Below are 20,722 nucleotides of genomic sequence, written 5' to 3' on the forward strand. Positions count from 1 at the left end.
TGCACATCACTTCAGTGGGTGCGGGTGACTTTGCTCAGGTGGCGCGGCTGGTCGGGGTCCATGCCCCGGGCCTGGGCCAGGCCGGCGGCCATTACGTAAAAGCTCTGGATCGCCAGGATCGGGTCCAGGGCCGGGTGTTCGGCGCGGCTGAGGGTCAGGTCACGCTCGGCGATATCGTCGGGTGCGGCCAGCAGCACGCGGGCGCCGCGTTGGCGCATTTCCGTGGCCAGGGTCAGCAAGCCCGGCTGTTCGGCGCCGCGTGGGGCGAACACCAGCAACGGGTAGTTGGCGTCGATCAAGGCCATCGGCCCGTGGCGCACTTCGGCGCTGCTGAAGGCTTCGGCCTGGATCGCCGAGGTTTCCTTGAGTTTGAGCGCGGCTTCCTGGGCGATGGCAAACCCGGCGCCACGGCCGATGACCATCAGGCGCTGGCAATCGCGCAGGGCGTCGATGGCCAGGCTCCAGTCCTGGGTCGCCGCTTCGCGCAGGCCGGCAGGCAAGGCGTGGCAGGCTTCGAGCAGGCCGTCTTCCTGGTTCCAGTGGCCGACCAACTGGGCACTGGCGCTCAAGGTGGCGATGAAGCTCTTGGTCGCGGCCACACTGCGTTCGGGGCCGGCGCACAGGGGCACATGGAATTCACACGCGGCCTCCAAAGGCGAGTCTTCGGCGTTGACCATCGATACGCTCAACGCCCCGCGCTTGCGCAGCAGGCGCAGGCTGTTGACCAGGTCCGGGCTTTGCCCCGACTGGGAAAACCCGAAGGCGGCCTGACCGCTGACTTTCAGCGGCGCCTGCGCCAGTGTCACCACCGACATCGGCAGCGACGCCACCGGCACGCCCACGTGTTGCATGGTCAGGTAGGCGAAGTAGCTGGCGGCGTGGTCCGAACTGCCACGGGCGACAGTCATCGCCACTTGCGGCGGCTGGCGGCGCAGGCGGCCCGCGACTTCGGCCAGCAGCGGGTCGAGGCATTGCAATTGGGCCGCGACGGCCTCACAGGAGGCCAGGGCCTCTTCAAGCATTTTTGAAGTCAATGGTTTCTCCTTCGACCATTACGTCGGTGAGGTGCAGGGAGCGGTCCAGGCGCACGCAGTCGGCAAAACTGCCGGGTTGCAGGCGGCCGCGTTGATCCAGGCCCAGATAGTCCGCAGGAAATTGCGACAGGCGCTGTGAGGCTTCGTTGATCGGCAGGCCGATCTTCACCAGGTTGCGCAGCGCCTGATCCATGGTCAGGGTGCTGCCGGCCAGGGTGCCGTCGGCCAGGCGCACGCCGCCCAGGCATTTGGTCACGGTATGGCTGCCCAGCTTGTATTCACCGTCGGGCATGCCGGCGGCGGCCGTGGAGTCGGTGACGCAGTACAGGCAGGGGATCGAGCGCAGGGCCACGCGCATGGCGCCGGGGTGCACGTGCAGCAGGTCCGGGATCAACTCTGCGTATTTGGCATGGGCCAGGGCGGCGCCGACGATGCCCGGCTCGCGGTGATGCAGCGGGCTCATGGCGTTGTACAGGTGGGTAAAACTGGTCGCGCCGGCGGCCAGGGCGGCGACGCCTTCTTCATAGCTGCCCAGGGTATGGCCGATCTGCATGCGCACCCCGCGTTGGCTGAGCGCGCGGATCAGGCCGTCATGGCCGGCGATTTCCGGGGCAATGGTGATCACCCGGATCGGCGCCAGGCGCAGGTATTCCTCAACCTCGGCCATCAGCGCTGTGTGGGCGAAGTTCGGTTGGGCGCCGAGTTTGCCCGGGTTGATGTAGGGGCCTTCCAGATGCACCCCCAGCACTCGGGCGCTGCCGGCCGGGCGCTGTTCGCAGAACTGGCCGAGTTCGCCGAGCACCCGGGAGATTTCCTCGACCGGCGCAGTCATGGTGGTGGCCAACAACGAGGTGGTGCCGAAACGCACATGGGTGCGAGTGATGGTCTCGAAGGCGCTGCCGCCTTCCATGATGTCCTTGCCGCCGCCGCCGTGCACATGCAGGTCGATAAAACCCGGCAGCAAGTAGGGCAGGTCGTTGTCGGCCGGATCGCAAGGCACGCCTTCGACGGCGCTGACCTTGCCTTCGTGGTGCACCAGGCGGCCGCGAATCCAGCCGTGGGGCGTGAGGATATTGTCTTCGGACATGGCAGTTCTCTAAGGCCGCAACTCGGCGGCAAAGTCATAGCGACGCAGCTCTGCGACAAAGTCGTAGTAGTCGTTGCGGCAGTAGGTGTCGGTGATCTCGATGGGCGTGTTGTCGGCGGTGTAGCCGACCCGGGTCATCAGCAGCATGGCGGTGCCGGGGGCGATGCCCACCAGGGCCGCGAACTCGTCCGAGGCGTTGATTGCCTGGATGTGTTGCAGGGCCCGCACCACCGGTTTGCCGATGCCTTCCAGGTATTCGTAGAGCGAGCTGCCGATGGCCTGGGGGTTGGGAATGATCGAAGCGGGCAGGGCGCTCATCTCGATGGCCATCACGGTGTCGTCCGCTTTGCGCAGGCGCTTGAGCCGCGCCACTTTGTCGGTGGGCGACAGGCCCAGGCGGATCAGTTCTTCATGGGTCGGCGGGGTGATCTCGCGCACCAGCCATTGCGAACTGGGGGCAAACCCCTTGAGCCGCAGCATTTCGCTGAACCCCGAAAGGCGCGACAGCGGTTGTTCCAGGCGCGGCGTAATAAAAGTCCCGGAGCCTTGGCTGCGGCGGATCAAGCCTTGGGCGAACAACACTTCCAGGGCTTTGCGGGCGGTGACCCGGGAAATGCTCAACTGCTCGCTGAGCACGCGCTCCGAGGGCAAGGCCTGCTCGGATTTCCACTGGCCGGCATGGATCGCGGCTTCCAGATTGCGGGCCAGTTGCAGGTACAGCGGCGTGGATTGTCGGTCGTCAGGACGCAGGGTCTGGATGGGATTCATCTGTAGGGTTTCCGATGCGTTATTGGAGTGTTGTCGCCCGGTAATGGCCGGAAATTAATACCACTTAAATACCATGTCAATGCCGTCAAAAGCGTGCAAACGGCTGTTTGCAGGCACCTTAAAGGTGCCTGGTATCAAGTGGTATTAGAGAGGTCTTTATCGCGCGCAGAAAGACGCAGCCCCTGGCAGTGAAATGGTATTCACCGGCAGGGGCTGTGGGGGAGGCAGGTTTTTTTTGAATTATTTTACGAACGGTGCCGGTTACGGGCGGATCTCGATCATCGTGCCGTCCTTGACCAGGTTCCACACTTCGCGCATGTCGACATTGCGCATGCCGATGCAGCCGTCGGTCCAGTCCAGGGTGTGGAACCACTGCTCGGGGTATTCCTCACTGTCTGGCGTGCCGTGGATCATGATCATGCTGCCGGGCTTGACCCCTTCGCGGCGCGCGCGGGCGGCATCGCTGATATTGGGGTAGGAGATGTGCATGGACAGGTTGAAGCGGTCGCTGGTCTTGCGCCAGTCGATCCAGTAGAAGCCTTCCGGGGTGCGGCGGTCGCCTTCGATCAGCTTGTGGCCCTTGGGGTTCTTGCCCAGGGAAATACGGTAGGTCTTGAGCGGCTTGCCGTCGTTGATCAGTTGCAACTGATGGGCGGACTTGAGCACCAGGATCTTCTCGACGGGTTTGCCGCCCAGGGTTTGCAGGGTGGTGGCGCACGACAGGCTGGCGAACGACAGGCAGAGCAGGGCAAGCAACCAACGCATTGAAACGATATCCGTATAAAGGCTTATTGCGCCGGTTGAGTCGCAGGCGGCACCGATTCGCTGCGCACGGGGAACACCTGTTGCCGACGGTCAGCGAAAAAGCATTCTAAGGTACGCCTGACCGTGCGGAAAGCCAGCTCGGACCAAGGGATATCGGCTTCGTCGAACAGCCTGACTTCCAGGCTCTCGGGGCCGGCGGCAAAGTCCAGGTCGATCAGTTCGGCGCGGTAGAAGATATGCACCTGGCTGATGTGCGGTACATCGATCAGCGTGTAGATGCTCAGGTTGCGCACCCTGGCGCAGGCTTCCTCAAGGGTTTCGCGCATGGCGCCCTGTTCGACGGTCTCGCCGTTTTCCATAAAGCCTGCAGGCAGGGTCCAGAAACCCAGGCGCGGTTCGATGGCCCGTCGGCACAGCAGCACCTGGTTGCCCCAGACGGGCAGGGTGCCGGCGACGATATTGGGATTCTGGTAGTGAATGGTCTGACAGTGGTCACACACATAACGCAGGCGTGCATCGCCTTCGGGAATGCGCTGGATGACCGGTTTACCGCACTGGCTGCAGAAGTTCATGCTTGGGTTCCTGGGGACTGCGCCTATCTTGGCGTGCAGGGCAGTGGCCTGCAAGTTGTCGTTTAGCGACACCGCCGGGGTTTTGGGGTTGGGCACCCGTACGCTTTGGTGCATGATGCAAGGTAGCCAACAGATCGAGATGACTCATGCTGGACGAGCTACTTCGCCGGGTAAGCAATCACACGCCACGCACGCTGGAAACTGACGGACGTTTCCCCGAGGCCGCCGTGCTGGTGCCGATTACCCGTAGTGACGAACCCGAGCTGATCCTGACCCTGCGCGCCAGCGGGCTGTCGACCCACGGCGGCGAAGTGGCCTTTCCGGGAGGGCGGCGCGACCCGGAAGACCCGGACCTGGTGTTCACTGCCCTGCGCGAGGCCGAAGAAGAAATCGGCCTGCCGCCGGGCCTGGTGGAAGTGATCGGCCCCTTGAGCCCGCTGATCTCCCTGCACGGCATCCGCGTGACCCCGTATGTGGGGGTGATTCCCGATTATGTCGAGTACCTGGCCAACGACGCCGAGATTGCTGCGGTATTCAGCGTGCCCCTGGAGTTTTTCCGCCAGGACCCGCGCGAGCACACCCATCGCATCGATTACCAGGGCCGCAGTTGGTACGTGCCCAGCTATCGGTTCGGTGAATACAAGATCTGGGGCCTGACGGCGATCATGATCGTAGAGTTGATCAACCTGCTCTATGACGATGCCGACATCAGTCTGCATCGACCGCCGAAAAGCTTTATCAATACCTAAGCCATCGTTTGAATGGCAAGCCGTGAGGGAAGACCATGAAATACCGCCTGGGCGATGCCCGCGTCGAGACCCATCCACACAGCTGGGTGGCGCCCAATGCCACGCTGGTGGGCAAGGTCAAGCTGGAAGAGGGGGCCAACGTCTGGTTCAACGCGGTGTTGCGTGGCGATAACGAACTGATCCTGATCGGCAAGAACAGCAACGTGCAGGACGGCAGCGTGATGCACACCGACATGGGCTACCCGCTGACCCTGGGCACTGGTGTGACGGTGGGGCATAACGCCATGCTGCATGGCTGCACCGTCGGCGACTACAGCCTGATCGGCATCAATGCGGTGATCCTCAACGGTGCCAAGATCGGCCGGCACTGCATCATCGGCGCCAACTCGTTGATCGGCGAAGGCAAGGAAATCCCCGATGGCTCGCTGGTGATGGGCTCGCCCGGCAAGGTCGTACGGGAATTGACCGAGCAGCAGAAAAGAATGCTGGAGGCCAGTGCTGCGCACTACGTGCATAACTCGCAGCGCTATGCCCGTGATCTGGTCGAGCAGCCAGAATGAACCCGGTAGAACGCCCCGTCGCCTCGCCCTGTGTGAGTATCTGTGCGCTGGATGATGACGATATCTGCACCGGTTGCCAGCGCAATGTCGACGAAATCACCCGTTGGAGTCGCATGGACAACGCCGAGCGCCGGGTAGTGCTGGGGTTGTGCCATGAACGGGCGAAGGCCAGTGGAATATTGTGGATGATCCCCGGAAAATCCGACGCCTGATATTTTTGAATGGCGAGCGAGCCTGTTGTGGCGATCGGGCTTGTTGTGGCGAGCGGGCTTGCCCCGCGCTGGGCTGCGTAGCAGCCCCAAACTTTGCTGGCTCGGTGTGTCAGAAGTAACTGGAGTGCCTGAGGGGGGGCTGCCACGCAGCCCAGCGCGGGGCAAGCCCGCTCGCCACAATAGGTTCAGTGGCCACAACAGGCCCGCTCGCCACAGGGTTTCTTGTGCAGTACCCTGTGGCCCTTGCCCACAGGTCCATCGCCCCATGCTCTTCCTGATCGCCTATATCAGCAGCGTTGTGCTGATCAACTTCGCCTTTTCCACTGCCCCGCATCTGGATGTCATCTGGTCCGCCTGGGGTGGCCTGGTGTTTATCCTGCGTGACATGGTGCAAACCCGCTTCGGCCACGGGGCGATCATCGCCATGCTCGCGGCGCTGGTGCTGTCCTATATCACCTCCGATCCGTCTATCGCCTTGGCCAGTGCCACGGCGTTCGCGGTGTCCGAGTGCATCGACTGGCTGGTTTTCAGCATCACCAAGCGCCCGTTGCATGACCGGCTGTGGATCAGTTCGGCGCTGAGTATTCCCCTCGATACCTTTATCTTTTTTGGCCTGATCGGCGCGTTGACACCCGCTGTGGTCGGCACCGCCCTGGCCTCGAAATTTGCCGGGGTCACCGTGGTGTGGCTGGCCATGGCCTGGCGTTTGCGTCGCCAGCGTGTCGCCAACTGAGGCCAACGCCTGCGGTTCATGTAAAATGCCGGCCTTTCTCCCCCTGATCCGCTCCCCTGAGGACCTGAGATGACCCGAATCGGAACTCCATTGTCGCCAACCGCGACCCGCGTATTGATGTGTGGCTGCGGTGAGCTGGGCAAGGAAGTGGTAATCGAGCTGCAACGCCTGGGCGTTGAAGTGATTGCCGTGGATCGCTACGCCAACGCGCCGGCGATGCAGGTGGCCCATCGCAGCCATGTGATCAACATGCTCGATGGCGCGGCCCTGCGTGCGGTGATCGAAGCGGAAAAACCGCATTTCATCGTCCCGGAAATCGAAGCCATCGCCACCGGCACCCTGGTTGAGCTGGAGGCCGAAGGCTTTACCGTGATCCCCACCGCCCGCGCGGCGCTGTTGACCATGAACCGCGAGGGCATCCGCCGCCTGGCCGCTGAAGAGCTGGACCTGCCGACCTCGCCGTACCACTTTGCCGACACCGTCGAAGACTACCGCAAGGCCGTCGAAGACCTGGGTTTCCCATGTGTGGTCAAGCCGGTGATGAGTTCGTCGGGCAAGGGCCAGAGCCTGTTGCGCAGTGCCGATGATGTGCAAAAAGCCTGGGACTACGCCCAGGAAGGCGGCCGCGCCGGTAAGGGCCGGGTGATCATCGAAGGGTTTATCGATTTCGACTACGAAATCACCCTGCTGACCGTGCGTCACGTGGGCGGCACCACCTTCTGCGCGCCAGTGGGTCACCGCCAGGAGAAGGGCGACTACCAGGAGTCCTGGCAGCCCCAGGCCATGAGCCCGGCGGCACTGGCTGAATCCGAGCGCGTCGCCAAAGCCGTGACCGAGGCCCTGGGTGGCCGTGGCCTGTTTGGTGTCGAGTTGTTCATCAAGGGTGATCAGGTGTGGTTCAGCGAAGTTTCGCCGCGCCCCCACGACACGGGCCTGGTGACCTTGATCTCCCAGGACCTGTCGCAGTTTGCCCTGCATGCGCGGGCGATCCTGGGCTTGCCGATTCCGTTGATCCGTCAGTTCGGGCCATCGGCATCGTCGGTGATCCTGGTGGAAGGGCAGTCGACCCAAACCGCTTTCGCCAACCTCGGCGCAGCCCTCAGCGAGCCAGATACCGCGCTGCGTCTGTTCGGCAAGCCAGAAGTGAATGGCCAGCGCCGCATGGGCGTGGCGTTGGCGCGGGATGAGTCGATCGAGGCTGCCCGGGCCAAGGCGACCCGTGCCTCGCAGGCAGTGGTTGTAGAGCTCTAAAAGCATCGCGGGCAAGCCCGCTCCCACATGTGGAATACATTCCCAGTGTGGGAGCGGGCTTGCCCGCGATAGCGGTCTATCAGGCGACCTTGTTCAAATCATTATCCCGCGTCTCTTTCAGGCACAGCACCGCAATCAAACTCAGCAACGCTGCCGCCGACACATACCCGCCGACATAACTCAGCCCACCCATTGCCACCAGTTTGGTCGCAAAGAACGGGGCGGCCGAAGCCCCGACGATCCCGCCCAGGTTATACGCCGCCGAAGCCCCGGTATAACGCACGCGTGTCGGAAACAATTCCGGCAACAATGCCCCCATCGGTGCAAATGTCACGCCCATCAGGAACAGTTCCAGGCACAGGAACAACGCCACCGCCCAGGTCGAGCCATGGGTCAGCAACGGTTCCATGGTGAAGCCCGAGAGAATTGCCAGCACCGCACCGACGATCAGCACCGGCTTGCGCCCGTAACGGTCACTGGCCAGGGCCGCCAGCGGCGTGGCGGCGCCCATGAACAGCACGGCAAAGCACAGCAGGGCGAGGAAGGTTTCGCGGCTGTAGCCCAGGGTGCTCACACCGTAGCTCAGGGAAAATGCCGTGGTGATATAGAACAGCGCATAACACACCACCATCGCCGCGGCGCCCAGCAGCACCTGCAGCCAATGCTGGCTGAACAGCTCCACCAACGGCACTTTCACCGGTTTTTCCTTGGCCACGGCGTTGGCGAATACCGGGGTTTCGTGCAGTTTCAGGCGTGCATACAGGCCCACCATCACCAGCGCTGCGCTGAGCAGGAACGGAATGCGCCAGCCCCAGCTGCGGAATTGTTCATCATCCAGGTTCATCGCCAGGATCAGAAACAGCCCATTGGCCGCCAGGAAACCAATGGAAGGCCCCAACTGCGGGAACATGCCGAACCAGGCGCGCTTGCCCTTGGGCGCGTTCTCGGTGGCCAGCAGGGCGGCGCCGCCCCATTCCCCGCCCAGGCCCAGGCCCTGGCCGAAACGCAGTACACACAACAGGATCGGTGCCCAGGCGCCGATGGTGTCGTAGCCCGGCAGCAAGCCGATCAAGGTGGTGCACACGCCCATCAGCAGCAACGAGGCCACCAGCGTCGATTTGCGCCCGATGCGGTCACCGAAATGGCCGAACAGCGCCGAGCCCAATGGCCGGGCGATAAACGCGATACCGAAGGTCAGGAACGCCGCCAGCATTTGCGCGGTGCCGGAACTCTGCGGGAAGAACACCGGGCCGATCACCAGCGCAGCGGCCGTGGCGTAGATATAGAAGTCGTAGAACTCGATGGCCGTGCCGATGATGCTCGCGGTCGCGACGCGGCTGGTCGAGTTGGTCGGGGCGGCGGGAGCGGCCTCGTTATAGGTGGTGCTCATTGAGGTATCCCTGATGGTCATTGCGCCTTTGGCGCGGATTATTATTGGTCTTGCACCCATGGATCAGGGCAGTGCGCGGCATCGGCTCGGGATGGGAGCGAGTACCGGTCAGACACGATAAAGCGGTGCCTGGACACGCTCAGTGCGGATAGCACGCGGTCGGGCGGGGCTTGGGTAAGCGGGATCGATTATAGGAAGGCGCGCGCGGATACAACAAGAGGTGCGAACGCAGGAGATCAAATGTGGGAGCGGGCTTGCCCGCGATGCAGGCGCCTCGGTGTATCAGTGACACTGAGGTGATGCTATCGCGGGCGAGCCCGCTCCCACACAAGCCCAGCCGCGGTGAGTCAGGTGGCTATCGGTGCCGAGCCTATATGCCAGATCAGTACCTTGCTCACCCGGTTGTCCTCGGTCTCGAGGATTTCCAGGCGATAGCGGCCGATTTTCAGGCACACCGCGCAATCGGGAATGGTCTCCAGCGCTTCGGTCACCAGGCCGTTGAGGGTCTTGGGGCCGTCGCTGGGCAGGTGCCAGCCCAGGCACTTGTTGAGTTCGCGGATCGACACCGCGCCATCAATCACGTAGCGACCGTCTGGCTGGGGCTGGATCAGCGGGTTGTCCAGGCTCTGTTCGCTTTCGAATTCGCCGACGATTTCTTCCAGGATGTCTTCCAGGGTGACGATGCCCAGCACTTCGCCATATTCGTCCACCACCATGCCCAGGCGGCGTTGTTGTTTGTGGAAGTTCAGCAATTGCAGCTGCAGCGGCGTGCTCTCCGGCACGAAGTACGGCTCGTGGCAAGCCGCGAGCAGGGCGTCCTTGGTCAGGCTGGCGTCGGGCAGCAAGTGCTGGATCTGGCGGGTGTTGAGCACCGCCTCGACCTGGTTGATATCGCTGTGGAACACCGGCAGGCGTGTGCGCTGGGAGGTGCGCAGCTGTTCGATGATGTCTTCGATAGGGTCATCGAGGTTGATGCCGTCGACTTCACTGCGTGGCACCAGGATGTCATTGACGGTGATGTTGTCCAGGGCGTGGATGCCGGGCATGCCCGGGGCGCGGTCTTCGCTGTCGTCCGTGGCCTGCTCGTCGGAGCGGTCGGGCTGAGGCTCGTCGCTATTCTTGACGATCCCCGACTTGCGGGCGAAAGGGCGCAGCAGCAGGAGGCTGATGCCATTGAGCACCCAGGCCAGGGGGTAGAGGATCTTTAGCGGGATGCCCAGCAGCGTATTGCCAAACCCCAGCACCGCGTGCGGATAGCGGGTGGCCAGGGTGCGGGGCAGGTAGTCGGCCAGTACCAGCAATAGCCCGCTGGAGATCAGCCAGCCGAGCCAGGGACCGTTTTCGGCCCAGACATGGATCGCCAGCAGGGTGCAGAGAATCACCACCACCGCGCGGCACAGGGTGTTGCACAGGATCAGGCTGTTGCGCGGGAAGCTGAGGCGGGCAGCGGCCTTGTCGCCCTGGCGTGTACCAGGGCGCAGGGCCAGCAAATGGTGCTGGGCGGCTTCGATGGCGGTAAACAGCGCCGACCACAACACCAGCAGCGCGACTACCGCGAGCATTGGCTCAAGGGGCAAGTTGTCCATGATCGTTGCCCGTCAGATATGCAGGATGAATTCGCGAACCAGCTTGCTGCCGAAATACGCCAGCATCAGCAGGCAGAAACCGGCCAGGGTCCAGCGGATCGCTTTGTGCCCACGCCAGCCCAGGCGATTGCGGCCCCACAGCAGCACGCTGAACACCACCCAGGCCAGGCACGCCAGCAGGGTCTTGTGGACCAGATGCTGGGCGAACAGGTTCTCGACGAACAGCCAGCCGGAAATCAGCGACAGCGACAGCAGCGTCCAGCCGGCCCAGAGGAAGCCGAACAGCAGGCTTTCCATGGTCTGCAGCGGCGGGAAGTTCTTGATCAGCCCCGAAGGATGCTTGTGCTTGAGCTGGTGGTCCTGCAAAAGCAGCAGCAAAGCCTGGAACACCGCGATGGTGAACATGCCGTAGGCGAGGATCGACAACAGGATGTGGGCGAGGATGCCCGGCTCCTCATCGATCACCTGCACGGTGCCGGTGGGGGCGAATTGCGCCAGAAGCACCGTCAGCATCCCCAGGGGGAAGAGCAGCAACAGCAGGTTCTCCACCGGGATCCGCGCGCAGGCCAGCAGCGTCAAGGCGATGACCGCGGCGGCAATCAGGCTGGCGGCGCTGAAAAAGTCCAGGCCCAGGCCCACCGGCGTCATCAGGTGGGTGAACAGGCTGGCGGCGTGGGCCAGCAAGGCGAGCACGCCAAGCCCGGCCAGCAGGCGTTTGTCCGCCCTGGCGCGTTGAGCCAGGCGGGTGCCCTGATAGAGGGTCGCAGCGGCATACAAGAGTGCGGCGGCGAGACTGGGTAGCAAACTGGGTGACAAAGGGAGCATAAATCCTGTTAGGCAAGCCCGAAAGCCGATGAGTTTGGCACACACCTGCGTTCCACGAAAGACCACCGGGCCAGACAGCGGGTGTGCATGGCGGCAGTCTTCGCTATAATCCGCGACCTGCCCACGCCGCAGGCTCGCCGAGCGCTGTTTTTAATAGCGATTTATCACAGCCTGGGCCGCCATTACCTCGGTCTACCAATGCATTTCGATGAATAGGGCCTGAAAGGATCGCGCATGTTTGAAAATCTGACTGACCGTCTCTCGCAGACGCTGCGCCATGTCACCGGCAAGGCCAAGCTGACCGAGGACAATATTAAAGACACCCTGCGCGAAGTGCGCATGGCATTGCTGGAAGCCGACGTTGCCTTGCCTGTGGTCAAGGATTTCGTCAACTCCGTCAAGGAGCGTGCGGTCGGCACTGAAGTGTCCCGCAGCCTGACGCCGGGCCAGGCCTTTGTGAAGGTCGTCCAGGCCGAACTCGAAAGCCTGATGGGCGCGGCCAACGAAGACCTGAACCTCAGCGCCGTGCCGCCGGCCGTTGTGCTGATGGCCGGTTTGCAGGGTGCGGGTAAGACCACCACCGCTGCCAAGCTGGCGCGCTTCCTCAAAGAGCGCAAGAAAAAGTCCGTGATGGTGGTCTCGGCCGACGTATACCGTCCGGCCGCGATCAAGCAGCTGGAAATGCTCGCCGGTGAAATCGGCGTGACATTCTTCCCGTCCGACCTGAGCCAGAAGCCGGTCGACATCGCCAACGCGGCTATTAAAGAAGCCAAGCTCAAGTTCATCGACGTGGTGATCGTCGATACCGCCGGTCGCCTGCACATCGATGAAGAGATGATGGGCGAGATCAAGGCGCTGCATGCCGCGATCAACCCGGTAGAAACGCTGTTCGTGGTCGATGCCATGACCGGCCAGGATGCGGCCAACACCGCCAAGGCCTTTGGTGATGCACTGCCGCTGACCGGCGTGATCCTGACCAAGGTCGACGGTGATGCCCGTGGCGGTGCCGCACTGTCGGTGCGCGCAATCACCGGCAAGCCGATCAAGTTCATCGGTATGGGCGAGAAGACCGAAGCGCTCGAGCCGTTCCACCCTGAGCGTATCGCCTCGCGTATCCTCGGCATGGGCGACGTGCTCAGCCTGATCGAGCAGGCCGAACAGACCCTCGACAAGGACAAGGCCGACAAACTGGCCAAGAAGCTGAAGAAGGGCAAGGGCTTCGACCTCGAAGACTTCCGTGACCAACTGCAACAGATGAAGAACATGGGCGGCCTCGGCGGCCTGATGGACAAACTGCCGAACATCGGCGGTGTGAACCTGGCGCAAATGGGCAATGCCCAGGGTGCAGCAGAGAAGCAGTTCAAGCAGATGGAAGCCATCATCAACTCCATGACCCCGGCCGAGCGCCGCGACCCTGAGCTGATCAGCGGTTCGCGCAAGCGTCGGATCGCCATGGGTTCCGGCACCCAGGTGCAGGACATTGGTCGCTTGATCAAGCAGCACAAGCAGATGCAAAAGATGATGAAGAAATTCTCGGCCAAAGGCGGCATGGCCAAAATGATGCGCGGTATGGGCGGTATGATGCCCGGTCGTGGCATGCCGAAGATGTAAAGAATTCGCGCAAGAGTTCGCTCTTGTGCAGACCCACAGGGACGTGGGATCTCCAGCAAACCCGCCGTTGGCGGGAGCTGACTCGCCGTTTTAACCGACGGCTCTATAGCAGATCTGAATGGCACGCGGTCAGGCGCCGGAAAAAGACATTTGCAAAAGTCCGGATATTCCTTAGAATATGCGGCCTTTCGGGCACCCATGCCCGCTGTGCATTTAGATTTGCAGCACCGACTACAGGAACGATGTTCACATGCTAACAATCCGTCTTGCCCTTGGCGGCTCCAAAAAGCGCCCGTTTTACCACTTGACCGTAACCGACAGCCGCAACCCGCGTGACGGTTCGCACAAGGAACAGGTTGGTTTCTTCAACCCTGTTGCTCGTGGTCAAGAAGTTCGTCTGTCCGTGAACCAAGAGCGCGTAGCCTACTGGCTGAGCGTTGGTGCACAGCCTTCCGAGCGTGTTGCCAAGTTGTTGAAGGACTCGGCTAAGGCCGCAGCCTGAGCAATATGAACGCGACGCCAGCTGTTGCTGATGATTTGATCGTTATCGGCAAGATTTACTCTGTTCATGGCGTTCGCGGCGAAGTGAAGGTGTATTCCTTTACTGATCCGACTGAAAACCTGTTGCAGTACAAGACCTGGACGCTCAAGCGCGAAGGTAGTGTGAAACAGGTCGAGCTGGTCAGTGGACGCGGGAACGACAAGTTCCTGGTCGCAAAGCTCAAGGGTCTCGATGATCGTGAAGAAGCACGTCTTCTGGCCGGTTATGAGATCTGCGTGCCGCGCAACCTGTTCCCTGAATTGACCGACGGCGAGTACTACTGGTACCAGCTGGAAGGTCTGAAGGTTATTGATCAACTCGGGCAATTGCTTGGGAAAATCGATCATCTTCTGGAAACCGGCGCCAATGATGTAATGGTGGTCAAGCCTTGCGCTGGCAGCCTGGATGATCGCGAACGCCTGTTGCCCTATACCGAGCAATGTGTGTTGGCCGTCGACCTGGCAGCGGGCGAGATGAAGGTGGAATGGGATGCGGACTTCTAAGCGTGGCTAATTTGCGCATTGAAGTGATCAGTTTGTTTCCCGAGATGTTTTCCGCCATCAGCGAGTACGGCATCACCAGTCGGGCGGTGAAACAAGGGCTCTTGCAGCTCACTTGTTGGAACCCGCGAGACTACACGACGGATCGACATCACACTGTGGACGATCGCCCATTTGGCGGTGGCCCGGGCATGGTGATGAAGATCAAGCCCCTGGAAGACGCCCTGGTTCAGGCCAAGGCAGCAGCAGGGGAGAAGGCGAAGGTAATTTACCTGTCCCCTCAAGGCCGCCAGCTGAAACAGGCTGCGGTACGCGAACTGGCGAATGAGGAAGCACTGATCCTGATTGCCGGTCGCTATGAAGGCATTGACGAGCGTTTTATTGACGCTCATGTCGATGAAGAGTGGTCGATTGGGGACTATGTCCTGTCTGGCGGTGAGCTGCCGGCGATGGTCCTGATAGATGCGGTTACACGACTGCTGCCTGGAGCTTTAGGGCATGCGGACTCCGCGGAGGAAGATTCCTTCACGGATGGTTTGCTGGATTGCCCGCACTACACCCGACCGGAGGTGTATGCGGATCAGCGTGTTCCCGACGTATTGCTAAGTGGCAATCACGCACACATCCGGCGTTGGCGTTTACAGCAGTCCCTTGGTCGGACCTATGAACGACGCGCCGATCTTCTGGAAAGCCGCTCGCTTTCTGGAGAAGAGAAGAAGCTGCTCGAGGAATACATCCTCGGGCGGGACGATAGTTAACAACGTATCGATGGTAGATCCGACGATTTACCTTAGGAGCACAGCATGACTAACAAAATCATCCTTGCACTCGAAGCAGAGCAGATGACCAAAGAGATCCCTACCTTTGCCCCGGGCGACACCATTGTCGTTCAGGTGAAAGTGAAGGAAGGCGACCGTTCGCGTCTGCAAGCGTTCGAAGGCGTAGTTATCGCCAAGCGTAACCGTGGTGTGAACAGTGCTTTCACTGTTCGTAAAATCTCCAACGGTGTTGGCGTAGAGCGTACTTTCCAGACCTACAGCCCGCAAATCGACAGCATGGCCGTTAAACGTCGCGGTGACGTACGTAAAGCCAAGCTGTACTACCTGCGTGACCTGTCCGGTAAAGCAGCTCGCATCAAGGAAAAACTGGCTTAAGTCCAGCTTCCCGATGCAGAAAAAAGCAGCCTACGGGCTGCTTTTTTGTGCCTGAAATTTGCCACTTGCCCGGAACCCGTTCATGACCACCCGTCTCGAAGAAATCCAGCGTCGCACCGACCTGTCTGTGACCCATGTAACCAAGGCCGTATTCCCGCCGACCACCAACCACCACAACACGCTGTTTGGCGGCACTGCATTGGCGTGGATGGATGAAGTGTCATTCATTACCGCCACACGTTTCTGCCGCTTGCCGCTGGTGACGGTTTCCACCGATCGTATCGACTTCAACCACGCGATCCCGGCCGGTTCCATCGTCGAACTGATTGGCCGGGTGATCAAGGTCGGTAACACCAGCCTCAAGGTAGAAGTGCAAGTGTTTGTCGAGAGCATGAGTGCCGATGGTCGCGAGAAGGCGATCCAGGGTGTGTTCAGCTTTGTGGCAATCGATGCCGACAAGCGTCCGGTGCCGGTGCTGCCAGGGTTTGTAGACTGACCTGAGACCGCGTCGTTGCTCTCGCAGGCAAGGCATGTATTTCCCTGTGGGAGCTGGCTTGCCTGCGATAGGATCTACCAGACACCGAAGTAATCAACTTGAGCCCCCATGCCCGCCATTGACCACCCCCTGATCGACCGCTTCCTTGATGCCCTCTGGCTGGAAAAAGGCCTGTCGGACAACACTCGCCAGTCCTACCGCAGCGACCTGGCTCTGTTCAATGGCTGGCTATTGGAGAGAAACCTCGAGCTGAGCCAAGCCGGGCGCGAGTTGATCCTCGATCACCTGGCCTGGCGCCTTGAACAAAACTACAAACCGCGCTCCACCGCACGATTTCTCTCGGGAGTGCGTGGGTTTTATCGCTATTTGCTCCGGGAAAAGCTGATTGCGGTCGACCCGACCCTGCAAGTCGATATGCCGCAACTCGGCAGGCCATTGCCCAAATCCCTGTCGGAAGCCGACGTTGAAGCCCTGCTGGCCGCGCCCGACCTGAGCGAGGCCATCGGCCAGCGTGATCGCGCCATGCTGGAGGTGTTGTATGCCTGCGGCCTGCGCGTCACCGAGCTGATCAGCCTGACCCTGGAGCAGGTCAACCTGCGCCAGGGCGTGTTACGGGTGATGGGCAAGGGCAGCAAGGAACGCCTGGTGCCCATGGGTGAAGAGGCGATCGTGTGGGTCGAGCGCTATATGCGCGATGCCCGCAGCGAACTACTCGGCGGGCGCCCCAGTGACGTGCTGTTTCCCAGCCTGCGCGGCGAGCAGATGACCCGCCAGACCTTCTGGCATCGCATCAAGCACCAGGCCAAGGTGGCCGGGATCGGCAAGTCGCTGTCCCCCCACACCCTGCGCCATGCGTTCGCCACCCATTTGCTCAACCACGGCGCGGACTTGCGGGTGGTGCAGATGTTGCTGGGTCATAGCGATCTGTCGACCACGCAGATTTACACCCACGTGGCGCGCGCAAGGTTGCAGGACCTGCACGCCAAACATCACCCAAGGGGCTGACAGGCCCCAATTTGGCCGCCGGCGTCTGCCCTGGCGGCCAATTGTGGTAGGCTTTGCCGGTTTGCAAAGGGGACGGCCCCGAGCCGTGTTTCCAGATCGGCGTCCTGGCCTTCGTCCCTGCATCTGCCTTCAGGAGTTCCCATGCGCTTGACCCAGATTTTCGCCGCCGCAGCTATTGCGTTGGTCTCAACCTTTGCCGTCGCCGATGACGCCGCCGAGAAGACAATCCGTAAGAGTCTGGAAAGCCTCCAGCTCGAAACCCCGGTCGAAAGCATCAGCGCCAGCCCCATGGCCGGCCTGTATGAAGTCAAACTCAAGGGCAGCCGCGTGCTGTACGCCAGTGCCGACGGCCAGTACATCGTCCAGGGCTACCTGTTCCAGTTGAAAGACGGCAAGCCGGTCAACCTCACCGAGAAGGCCGAGCGCCTGGGCGTGTCCAAGTTGATCAACGGTATTCCGGTTGCCGAAACCGTGGTGTACCCGGCCATTGGCGAGACCAAGACCCACATCACCGTATTCACCGACACCACCTGCCCGTACTGCCACAAATTGCACGCCGAAGTGCCTGAGCTGAACAAGATGGGCGTCGAAGTGCGCTACGTCGCGTTCCCGCGCCAGGGCCTGGGCTCGCCGGGCGACAAGCAGTTGCAAGCGGTCTGGTGTTCGGCTGACAAGAAAGCCGCCATGGACAAGATGGTCGACGGCAAGGACATCAAGGCTGCTGCCTGTGCCAACCCGGTGTCCAAGCAGTTCAACCTGGGCCAGTCGATCGGCGTGAACGGTACGCCGGCCATCGTTTTGGCAGACGGCCAGGTCATTCCGGGCTACCAGCCTGCACCACAAATCGCCAAACTGGCGTTGGGTGCCAAATAAGCAGTATCGTCGAGCCTTTGACGGTCAGACCCGCCGAGCTGTCGACGGGTCATTAATAGCGAGCCGCAGTTGTGCGGCTGTTTTTCACGGCCGACCTTGAGTCGGCCGTTTCATGGGGAGTTCTTCAGTGAAACCGGTCAAAGTAGGCATCTGTGGGTTAGGGACCGTCGGTGGCGGCACCTTGAACGTACTTCAGCGTAATGCTGAGGAAATTTCCCGCCGTGCAGGGCGTGGGATTGAAGTGGCACAAATTGCCATGCGTACGCCAAAGCCTCAGTACCAAACGACCGGTATTGCGATTACCAACGATGTCTTCGACGTGGCCACCAACCCTGAAATCGATATCGTCATCGAGCTGGTGGGCGGCTACACCGTCGCCCGTGAACTGGTGCTCAAGGCCATCGAAAACGGCAAGCATGTGGTCACTGCCAACAAGGCGCTGATTGCCGTGCACGGCAATGAAATCTTCGCCAAGGCCCGCGAGAAGGGTGTGATCGTTGCGTTCGAAGCAGCGGTGGCCGGCGGTATCCCGGTGATCAAGGCGATCCGTGAAGGCCTGTCGGCCAACCGCATCAACTGGGTAGCCGGCATCATCAACGGCACCGGTAACTTCATCCTGACCGAAATGCGCGAGAAGGGCCGTACCTTCGAAGACGTGCTGGCCGAAGCCCAGGCCCTGGGTTACGCCGAAGCCGACCCGACATTTGACGTCGAGGGCATCGACGCAGCGCATAAGCTGACCATCCTGGCGTCCATCGCCTTTGGCATTCCGCTGCAGTTCGACAAGGCCTACACCGAAGGCATCACCAAGCTGACCACCGCCGACGTGAACTACGCCGAAGCCCTGGGCTACCGCATCAAGCACCTGGGCGTAGCGCGCAGCACCGCGGCCGGTATCGAATTGCGCGTACACCCGACCCTGATCCCGGCCGATCGCCTGATCGCCAACGTCAATGGCGTGATGAACGCGGTGATGGTCAATGGCGACGCCGCCGGTTCGACCCTGTTCTACGGCGCTGGCGCCGGCATGGAGCCGACCGCTTCCTCGGTGATTGCCGACCTGGTGGACGTGGTCCGCGCCATGACCAGCGACCCGGAAAACCGCGTGCCGCACCTGGCCTTCCAACCGGACTCGCTGTCGGCGCACCCGATCCTGCCGATCGAAGCCTGCGAAAGCTCCTACTACCTGCGCATCCAGGCCAAGGATCATCCGGGCGTGTTGGCCCAGGTGGCCAGCATCCTCTCGGAACGCGGTATCAACATTGAGTCGATCATGCAGAAGGAAGTCGAAGAACACGACGGCCTGGTTCCCATGATCCTGCTGACGCACCGTGTGCTGGAACAGCACATGAACGATGCCATCGCCGCCCTGGAAGCCTTGCAAGGCGTGGTCGGGCCGGTGGTACGGATCCGCGTCGAACACCTTAACTAACGATAGGTTGCAGAGGCCCCGCAGGTTCGGCGGCCTCTGTTCAAGAATGTTGTAGAGGAGCCAGTCATGCGTTACATCAGCACCCGCGGCCAGGCACCGGCCCTGAATTTCGAAGACGTCCTGCTCGCAGGCCTCGCCACCGACGGCGGTCTGTACGTGCCGGAAAACCTGCCACGTTTCACCCAGGAAGAAATCGCCTCCTGGGCCGGCCTGCCGTACCACGAGCTGGCGTTCCGGGTCATGCGCCCGTTCGTCACCGGCAGCATCCCCGATGCCGATTTCAAAAAGATCCTCGAAGAAACCTACGGCGTGTTCTCCCACAACGCCATCGCTCCGTTGCGCCAACTGAACGGCAACGAATGGGTGCTGGAGCTGTTCCACGGCCCGACCCTGGCGTTCAAGGATTTCGCCCTGCAACTGCTCGGTCGCCTGCTGGACTACGTGCTGGAGAAACGCGGCGAACGCGTGGTGATCATCGGTGCCACCTCCGGTGATACCGGCTCGGCGGCCATCGAAGGCTGCAAGCACTGCGAAAACGTCGACATTTTCATCCTGCACCCGCACAACCGTGTCTCGGACGTGCAGCGCCGGCAGATGACCACTATCTTTGGCGAGAACATCCACAACATCGCCGTCGAAGGCAACTTCGATGACTGCCAGGAAATGGTCAAGGCCAGCTTTGCCGACCAGAGCTTCCTCAAGGGCACGCGCCTGGTAGCGGTGAACTCGATCAACTGGGCGCGGATCATGGCCCAGATCGTTTACTACTTCCACGCCTCGCTGCAGCTGGGCGGGCCGGCGCGTTCGGTGTCGTTCTCGGTGCCGACCGGCAACTTCGGCGATATCTTCGCCGGCTACCTGGCGCGCAACATGGGCCTGCCGATCAACCAATTGATCGTCGCCACCAACCGCAACGACATCCTGCACCGCTTCATGAGTGGCAACCAGTACGTCAAGGAAACCCTGCACGCGACCCTGTCGCCGTCGATGGACATCATGGTCTCGTCGAACTTCGAGCGTTTGCTGTTCGACATGCACGGTCGCAACGGCGCAGCCCTGGCCGGCCTGATGGACAGCTTCAAGCAGGGTGGCGGTTTCAGCGTCGACCAGGAACGCTGGACCGAAACCCGCAAGCTGTTCGACTCCCTGGCCGTGGACGATGCCCAGACCTGCGAGACCATCGCCGAAGTCTATGCCCAGACCGGCGAGCTGCTGGACCCGCACACCGCCATTGGCGTCAAGGCCGCGCGCGAATGCCGCCGTAGCCTGGATATCCCGATGGTCATCCTCGGCACGGCCCACCCGGTGAAATTCCCCGAAGCGGTGCAGAAGGCCGGTGTCGGCAAAGCCCTGGAACTGCCGCCGCACCTGGCTGACCTGTTCGAGCGTGAAGAGCGTTGCACCGTGCTGCCTAACGACCTCAAAGCCATCCAGGCGTTTGTCAGCCAGCATGGCAATCGTGGGAAGCCGCTCTGAGTCCAGGAGTGCTGCTCGCGTAATGAAAACGGCGCTTGTCCAGAAATGGGCCGGCGCCGTTTTTCTTGGGCGGGGACACAGCCACAGGTGGGAGTTGATCCT

23 protein-coding genes are annotated in these 20,722 nt (G+C 61.5%); 15 read left to right on the plus strand and 8 right to left on the minus strand.

The window, feature by feature from the left end; all coding sequences use genetic code 11:
* Positions 1-11: 11 nt before the first annotated feature.
* The 5 genes from BHC62_RS08650 to BHC62_RS08670 all read right to left on the minus strand — a co-directional run bounded on the left by BHC62_RS08650 (position 12) and on the right by BHC62_RS08670 (position 4,226).
* On the minus strand, positions 12-1,034 hold the full coding sequence (locus BHC62_RS08650) for an SIS domain-containing protein (protein WP_029296152.1): 1,023 nt from the start codon (positions 1,032-1,034) through the stop codon (positions 12-14).
* Complete coding sequence (gene nagA / locus BHC62_RS08655) at positions 1,015-2,121, minus strand: N-acetylglucosamine-6-phosphate deacetylase (RefSeq protein WP_070994757.1); 1,107 nt, start codon at positions 2,119-2,121, stop codon at positions 1,015-1,017. Before nagA ends, BHC62_RS08650 begins: the two co-directional genes overlap by 20 nt.
* Positions 2,122-2,130: 9 nt before the next feature.
* On the minus strand, positions 2,131-2,889 hold the full coding sequence (locus BHC62_RS08660; RefSeq protein WP_029296156.1) for a GntR family transcriptional regulator: 759 nt from the start codon (positions 2,887-2,889) through the stop codon (positions 2,131-2,133).
* Between the two features lie 261 nt (positions 2,890-3,150).
* Positions 3,151-3,654, minus strand: coding sequence for a murein L,D-transpeptidase family protein (locus tag BHC62_RS08665; RefSeq protein ID WP_029296160.1), 504 nt, complete (start codon positions 3,652-3,654; stop codon positions 3,151-3,153).
* A gap of 23 nt (positions 3,655-3,677) precedes the next feature.
* On the minus strand, positions 3,678-4,226 hold the full coding sequence (locus tag BHC62_RS08670; RefSeq protein ID WP_070994758.1) for an NUDIX hydrolase: 549 nt from the start codon (positions 4,224-4,226) through the stop codon (positions 3,678-3,680).
* Positions 4,227-4,372: 146 nt separating this feature from the next.
* Here BHC62_RS08670 and BHC62_RS08675 point away from each other — a divergent pair, with 146 nt between their 5' ends.
* The 5 genes from BHC62_RS08675 (at position 4,373) to purT (ending at position 7,731) form a co-directional block, all read left to right on the plus strand.
* Positions 4,373-4,975 (plus strand): CoA pyrophosphatase, encoded by a 603-nt coding sequence (locus tag BHC62_RS08675; protein WP_029296164.1) that lies wholly within the window; start codon positions 4,373-4,375, stop codon positions 4,973-4,975.
* A 35-nt stretch (positions 4,976-5,010) separates the two neighbouring features.
* Complete coding sequence (locus BHC62_RS08680; protein WP_070994759.1) at positions 5,011-5,535, plus strand: gamma carbonic anhydrase family protein; 525 nt, start codon at positions 5,011-5,013, stop codon at positions 5,533-5,535.
* On the plus strand, positions 5,532-5,747 hold the full coding sequence (locus tag BHC62_RS27325) for a DUF1289 domain-containing protein (protein WP_071610014.1): 216 nt from the start codon (positions 5,532-5,534) through the stop codon (positions 5,745-5,747). The genes BHC62_RS08680 and BHC62_RS27325 overlap by 4 nt, the downstream gene beginning before the upstream one ends.
* Positions 5,748-6,012: 265 nt before the next feature.
* Positions 6,013-6,480, plus strand: coding sequence for a VUT family protein (locus BHC62_RS08685; protein WP_029296170.1), 468 nt, complete (start codon positions 6,013-6,015; stop codon positions 6,478-6,480).
* A gap of 69 nt (positions 6,481-6,549) precedes the next feature.
* The gene (gene purT, locus BHC62_RS08690) at positions 6,550-7,731 is read left to right on the plus strand and encodes a formate-dependent phosphoribosylglycinamide formyltransferase (RefSeq protein WP_029296172.1); all 1,182 of its coding nucleotides are present in this window, start codon (positions 6,550-6,552) and stop codon (positions 7,729-7,731) included.
* Between the two features lie 79 nt (positions 7,732-7,810).
* On the opposite strand, the gene BHC62_RS08695 is transcribed toward purT, so the two are convergent.
* From BHC62_RS08695 to BHC62_RS08705, 3 genes are all read right to left on the minus strand, one after another.
* Entirely contained in the window at positions 7,811-9,121 is a 1,311-nt protein-coding gene (locus BHC62_RS08695; protein ID WP_029296174.1) for an MFS transporter, read from the minus strand.
* Positions 9,122-9,468: 347 nt separating this feature from the next.
* Positions 9,469-10,707 carry an HlyC/CorC family transporter gene (locus BHC62_RS08700; protein ID WP_029296176.1) on the minus strand — a complete coding sequence of 413 codons (1,239 nt, stop codon included), beginning with the start codon at positions 10,705-10,707 and terminating at the stop codon, positions 9,469-9,471.
* Between the two features lie 12 nt (positions 10,708-10,719).
* On the minus strand, positions 10,720-11,532 hold the full coding sequence (locus BHC62_RS08705; RefSeq protein ID WP_029296177.1) for an inner membrane protein YpjD: 813 nt from the start codon (positions 11,530-11,532) through the stop codon (positions 10,720-10,722).
* A 234-nt stretch (positions 11,533-11,766) separates the two neighbouring features.
* On the opposite strand from BHC62_RS08705, the gene ffh reads away from it, so the two are divergent.
* The 10 genes from ffh to thrC all read left to right on the plus strand — a co-directional run bounded on the left by ffh (position 11,767) and on the right by thrC (position 20,620).
* On the plus strand, positions 11,767-13,143 hold the full coding sequence (ffh, locus tag BHC62_RS08710; RefSeq protein WP_029296179.1) for a signal recognition particle protein: 1,377 nt from the start codon (positions 11,767-11,769) through the stop codon (positions 13,141-13,143).
* A gap of 250 nt (positions 13,144-13,393) precedes the next feature.
* Positions 13,394-13,645, plus strand: coding sequence for a 30S ribosomal protein S16 (rpsP, locus tag BHC62_RS08715; RefSeq protein WP_003175899.1), 252 nt, complete (start codon positions 13,394-13,396; stop codon positions 13,643-13,645).
* A gap of 5 nt (positions 13,646-13,650) precedes the next feature.
* On the plus strand, positions 13,651-14,187 hold the full coding sequence (gene rimM, locus BHC62_RS08720) for a ribosome maturation factor RimM (RefSeq protein WP_010565276.1): 537 nt from the start codon (positions 13,651-13,653) through the stop codon (positions 14,185-14,187).
* The gene (gene trmD, locus BHC62_RS08725; RefSeq protein ID WP_169852258.1) at positions 14,169-14,942 is read left to right on the plus strand and encodes a tRNA (guanosine(37)-N1)-methyltransferase TrmD; all 774 of its coding nucleotides are present in this window, start codon (positions 14,169-14,171) and stop codon (positions 14,940-14,942) included. Before rimM ends, trmD begins: the two co-directional genes overlap by 19 nt.
* A 45-nt stretch (positions 14,943-14,987) precedes the next feature.
* Positions 14,988-15,338, plus strand: coding sequence for a 50S ribosomal protein L19 (gene rplS / locus BHC62_RS08730; protein ID WP_003175895.1), 351 nt, complete (start codon positions 14,988-14,990; stop codon positions 15,336-15,338).
* Between the two features lie 82 nt (positions 15,339-15,420).
* Positions 15,421-15,834 carry an acyl-CoA thioesterase gene (locus BHC62_RS08735; protein ID WP_070994760.1) on the plus strand — a complete coding sequence of 138 codons (414 nt, stop codon included), beginning with the start codon at positions 15,421-15,423 and terminating at the stop codon, positions 15,832-15,834.
* A gap of 108 nt (positions 15,835-15,942) precedes the next feature.
* Entirely contained in the window at positions 15,943-16,839 is an 897-nt protein-coding gene (gene xerD / locus BHC62_RS08740; protein WP_029296277.1) for a site-specific tyrosine recombinase XerD, read from the plus strand.
* Between the two features lie 141 nt (positions 16,840-16,980).
* Positions 16,981-17,712 carry a thioredoxin fold domain-containing protein gene (locus BHC62_RS08745; RefSeq protein WP_029296279.1) on the plus strand — a complete coding sequence of 244 codons (732 nt, stop codon included), beginning with the start codon at positions 16,981-16,983 and terminating at the stop codon, positions 17,710-17,712.
* Positions 17,713-17,839: 127 nt separating this feature from the next.
* Entirely contained in the window at positions 17,840-19,144 is a 1,305-nt protein-coding gene (locus BHC62_RS08750; protein WP_029296281.1) for a homoserine dehydrogenase, read from the plus strand.
* A 66-nt stretch (positions 19,145-19,210) separates the two neighbouring features.
* Complete coding sequence (gene thrC / locus BHC62_RS08755) at positions 19,211-20,620, plus strand: threonine synthase (RefSeq protein WP_029296283.1); 1,410 nt, start codon at positions 19,211-19,213, stop codon at positions 20,618-20,620.
* Positions 20,621-20,722 lie beyond the last annotated feature (102 nt).

This window comes from Pseudomonas sp. 06C 126, assembly GCF_001855215.1.
In the GTDB taxonomy this organism is placed as follows: Bacteria; Pseudomonadota; Gammaproteobacteria; order Pseudomonadales; family Pseudomonadaceae; genus Aquipseudomonas; species Aquipseudomonas proteolytica.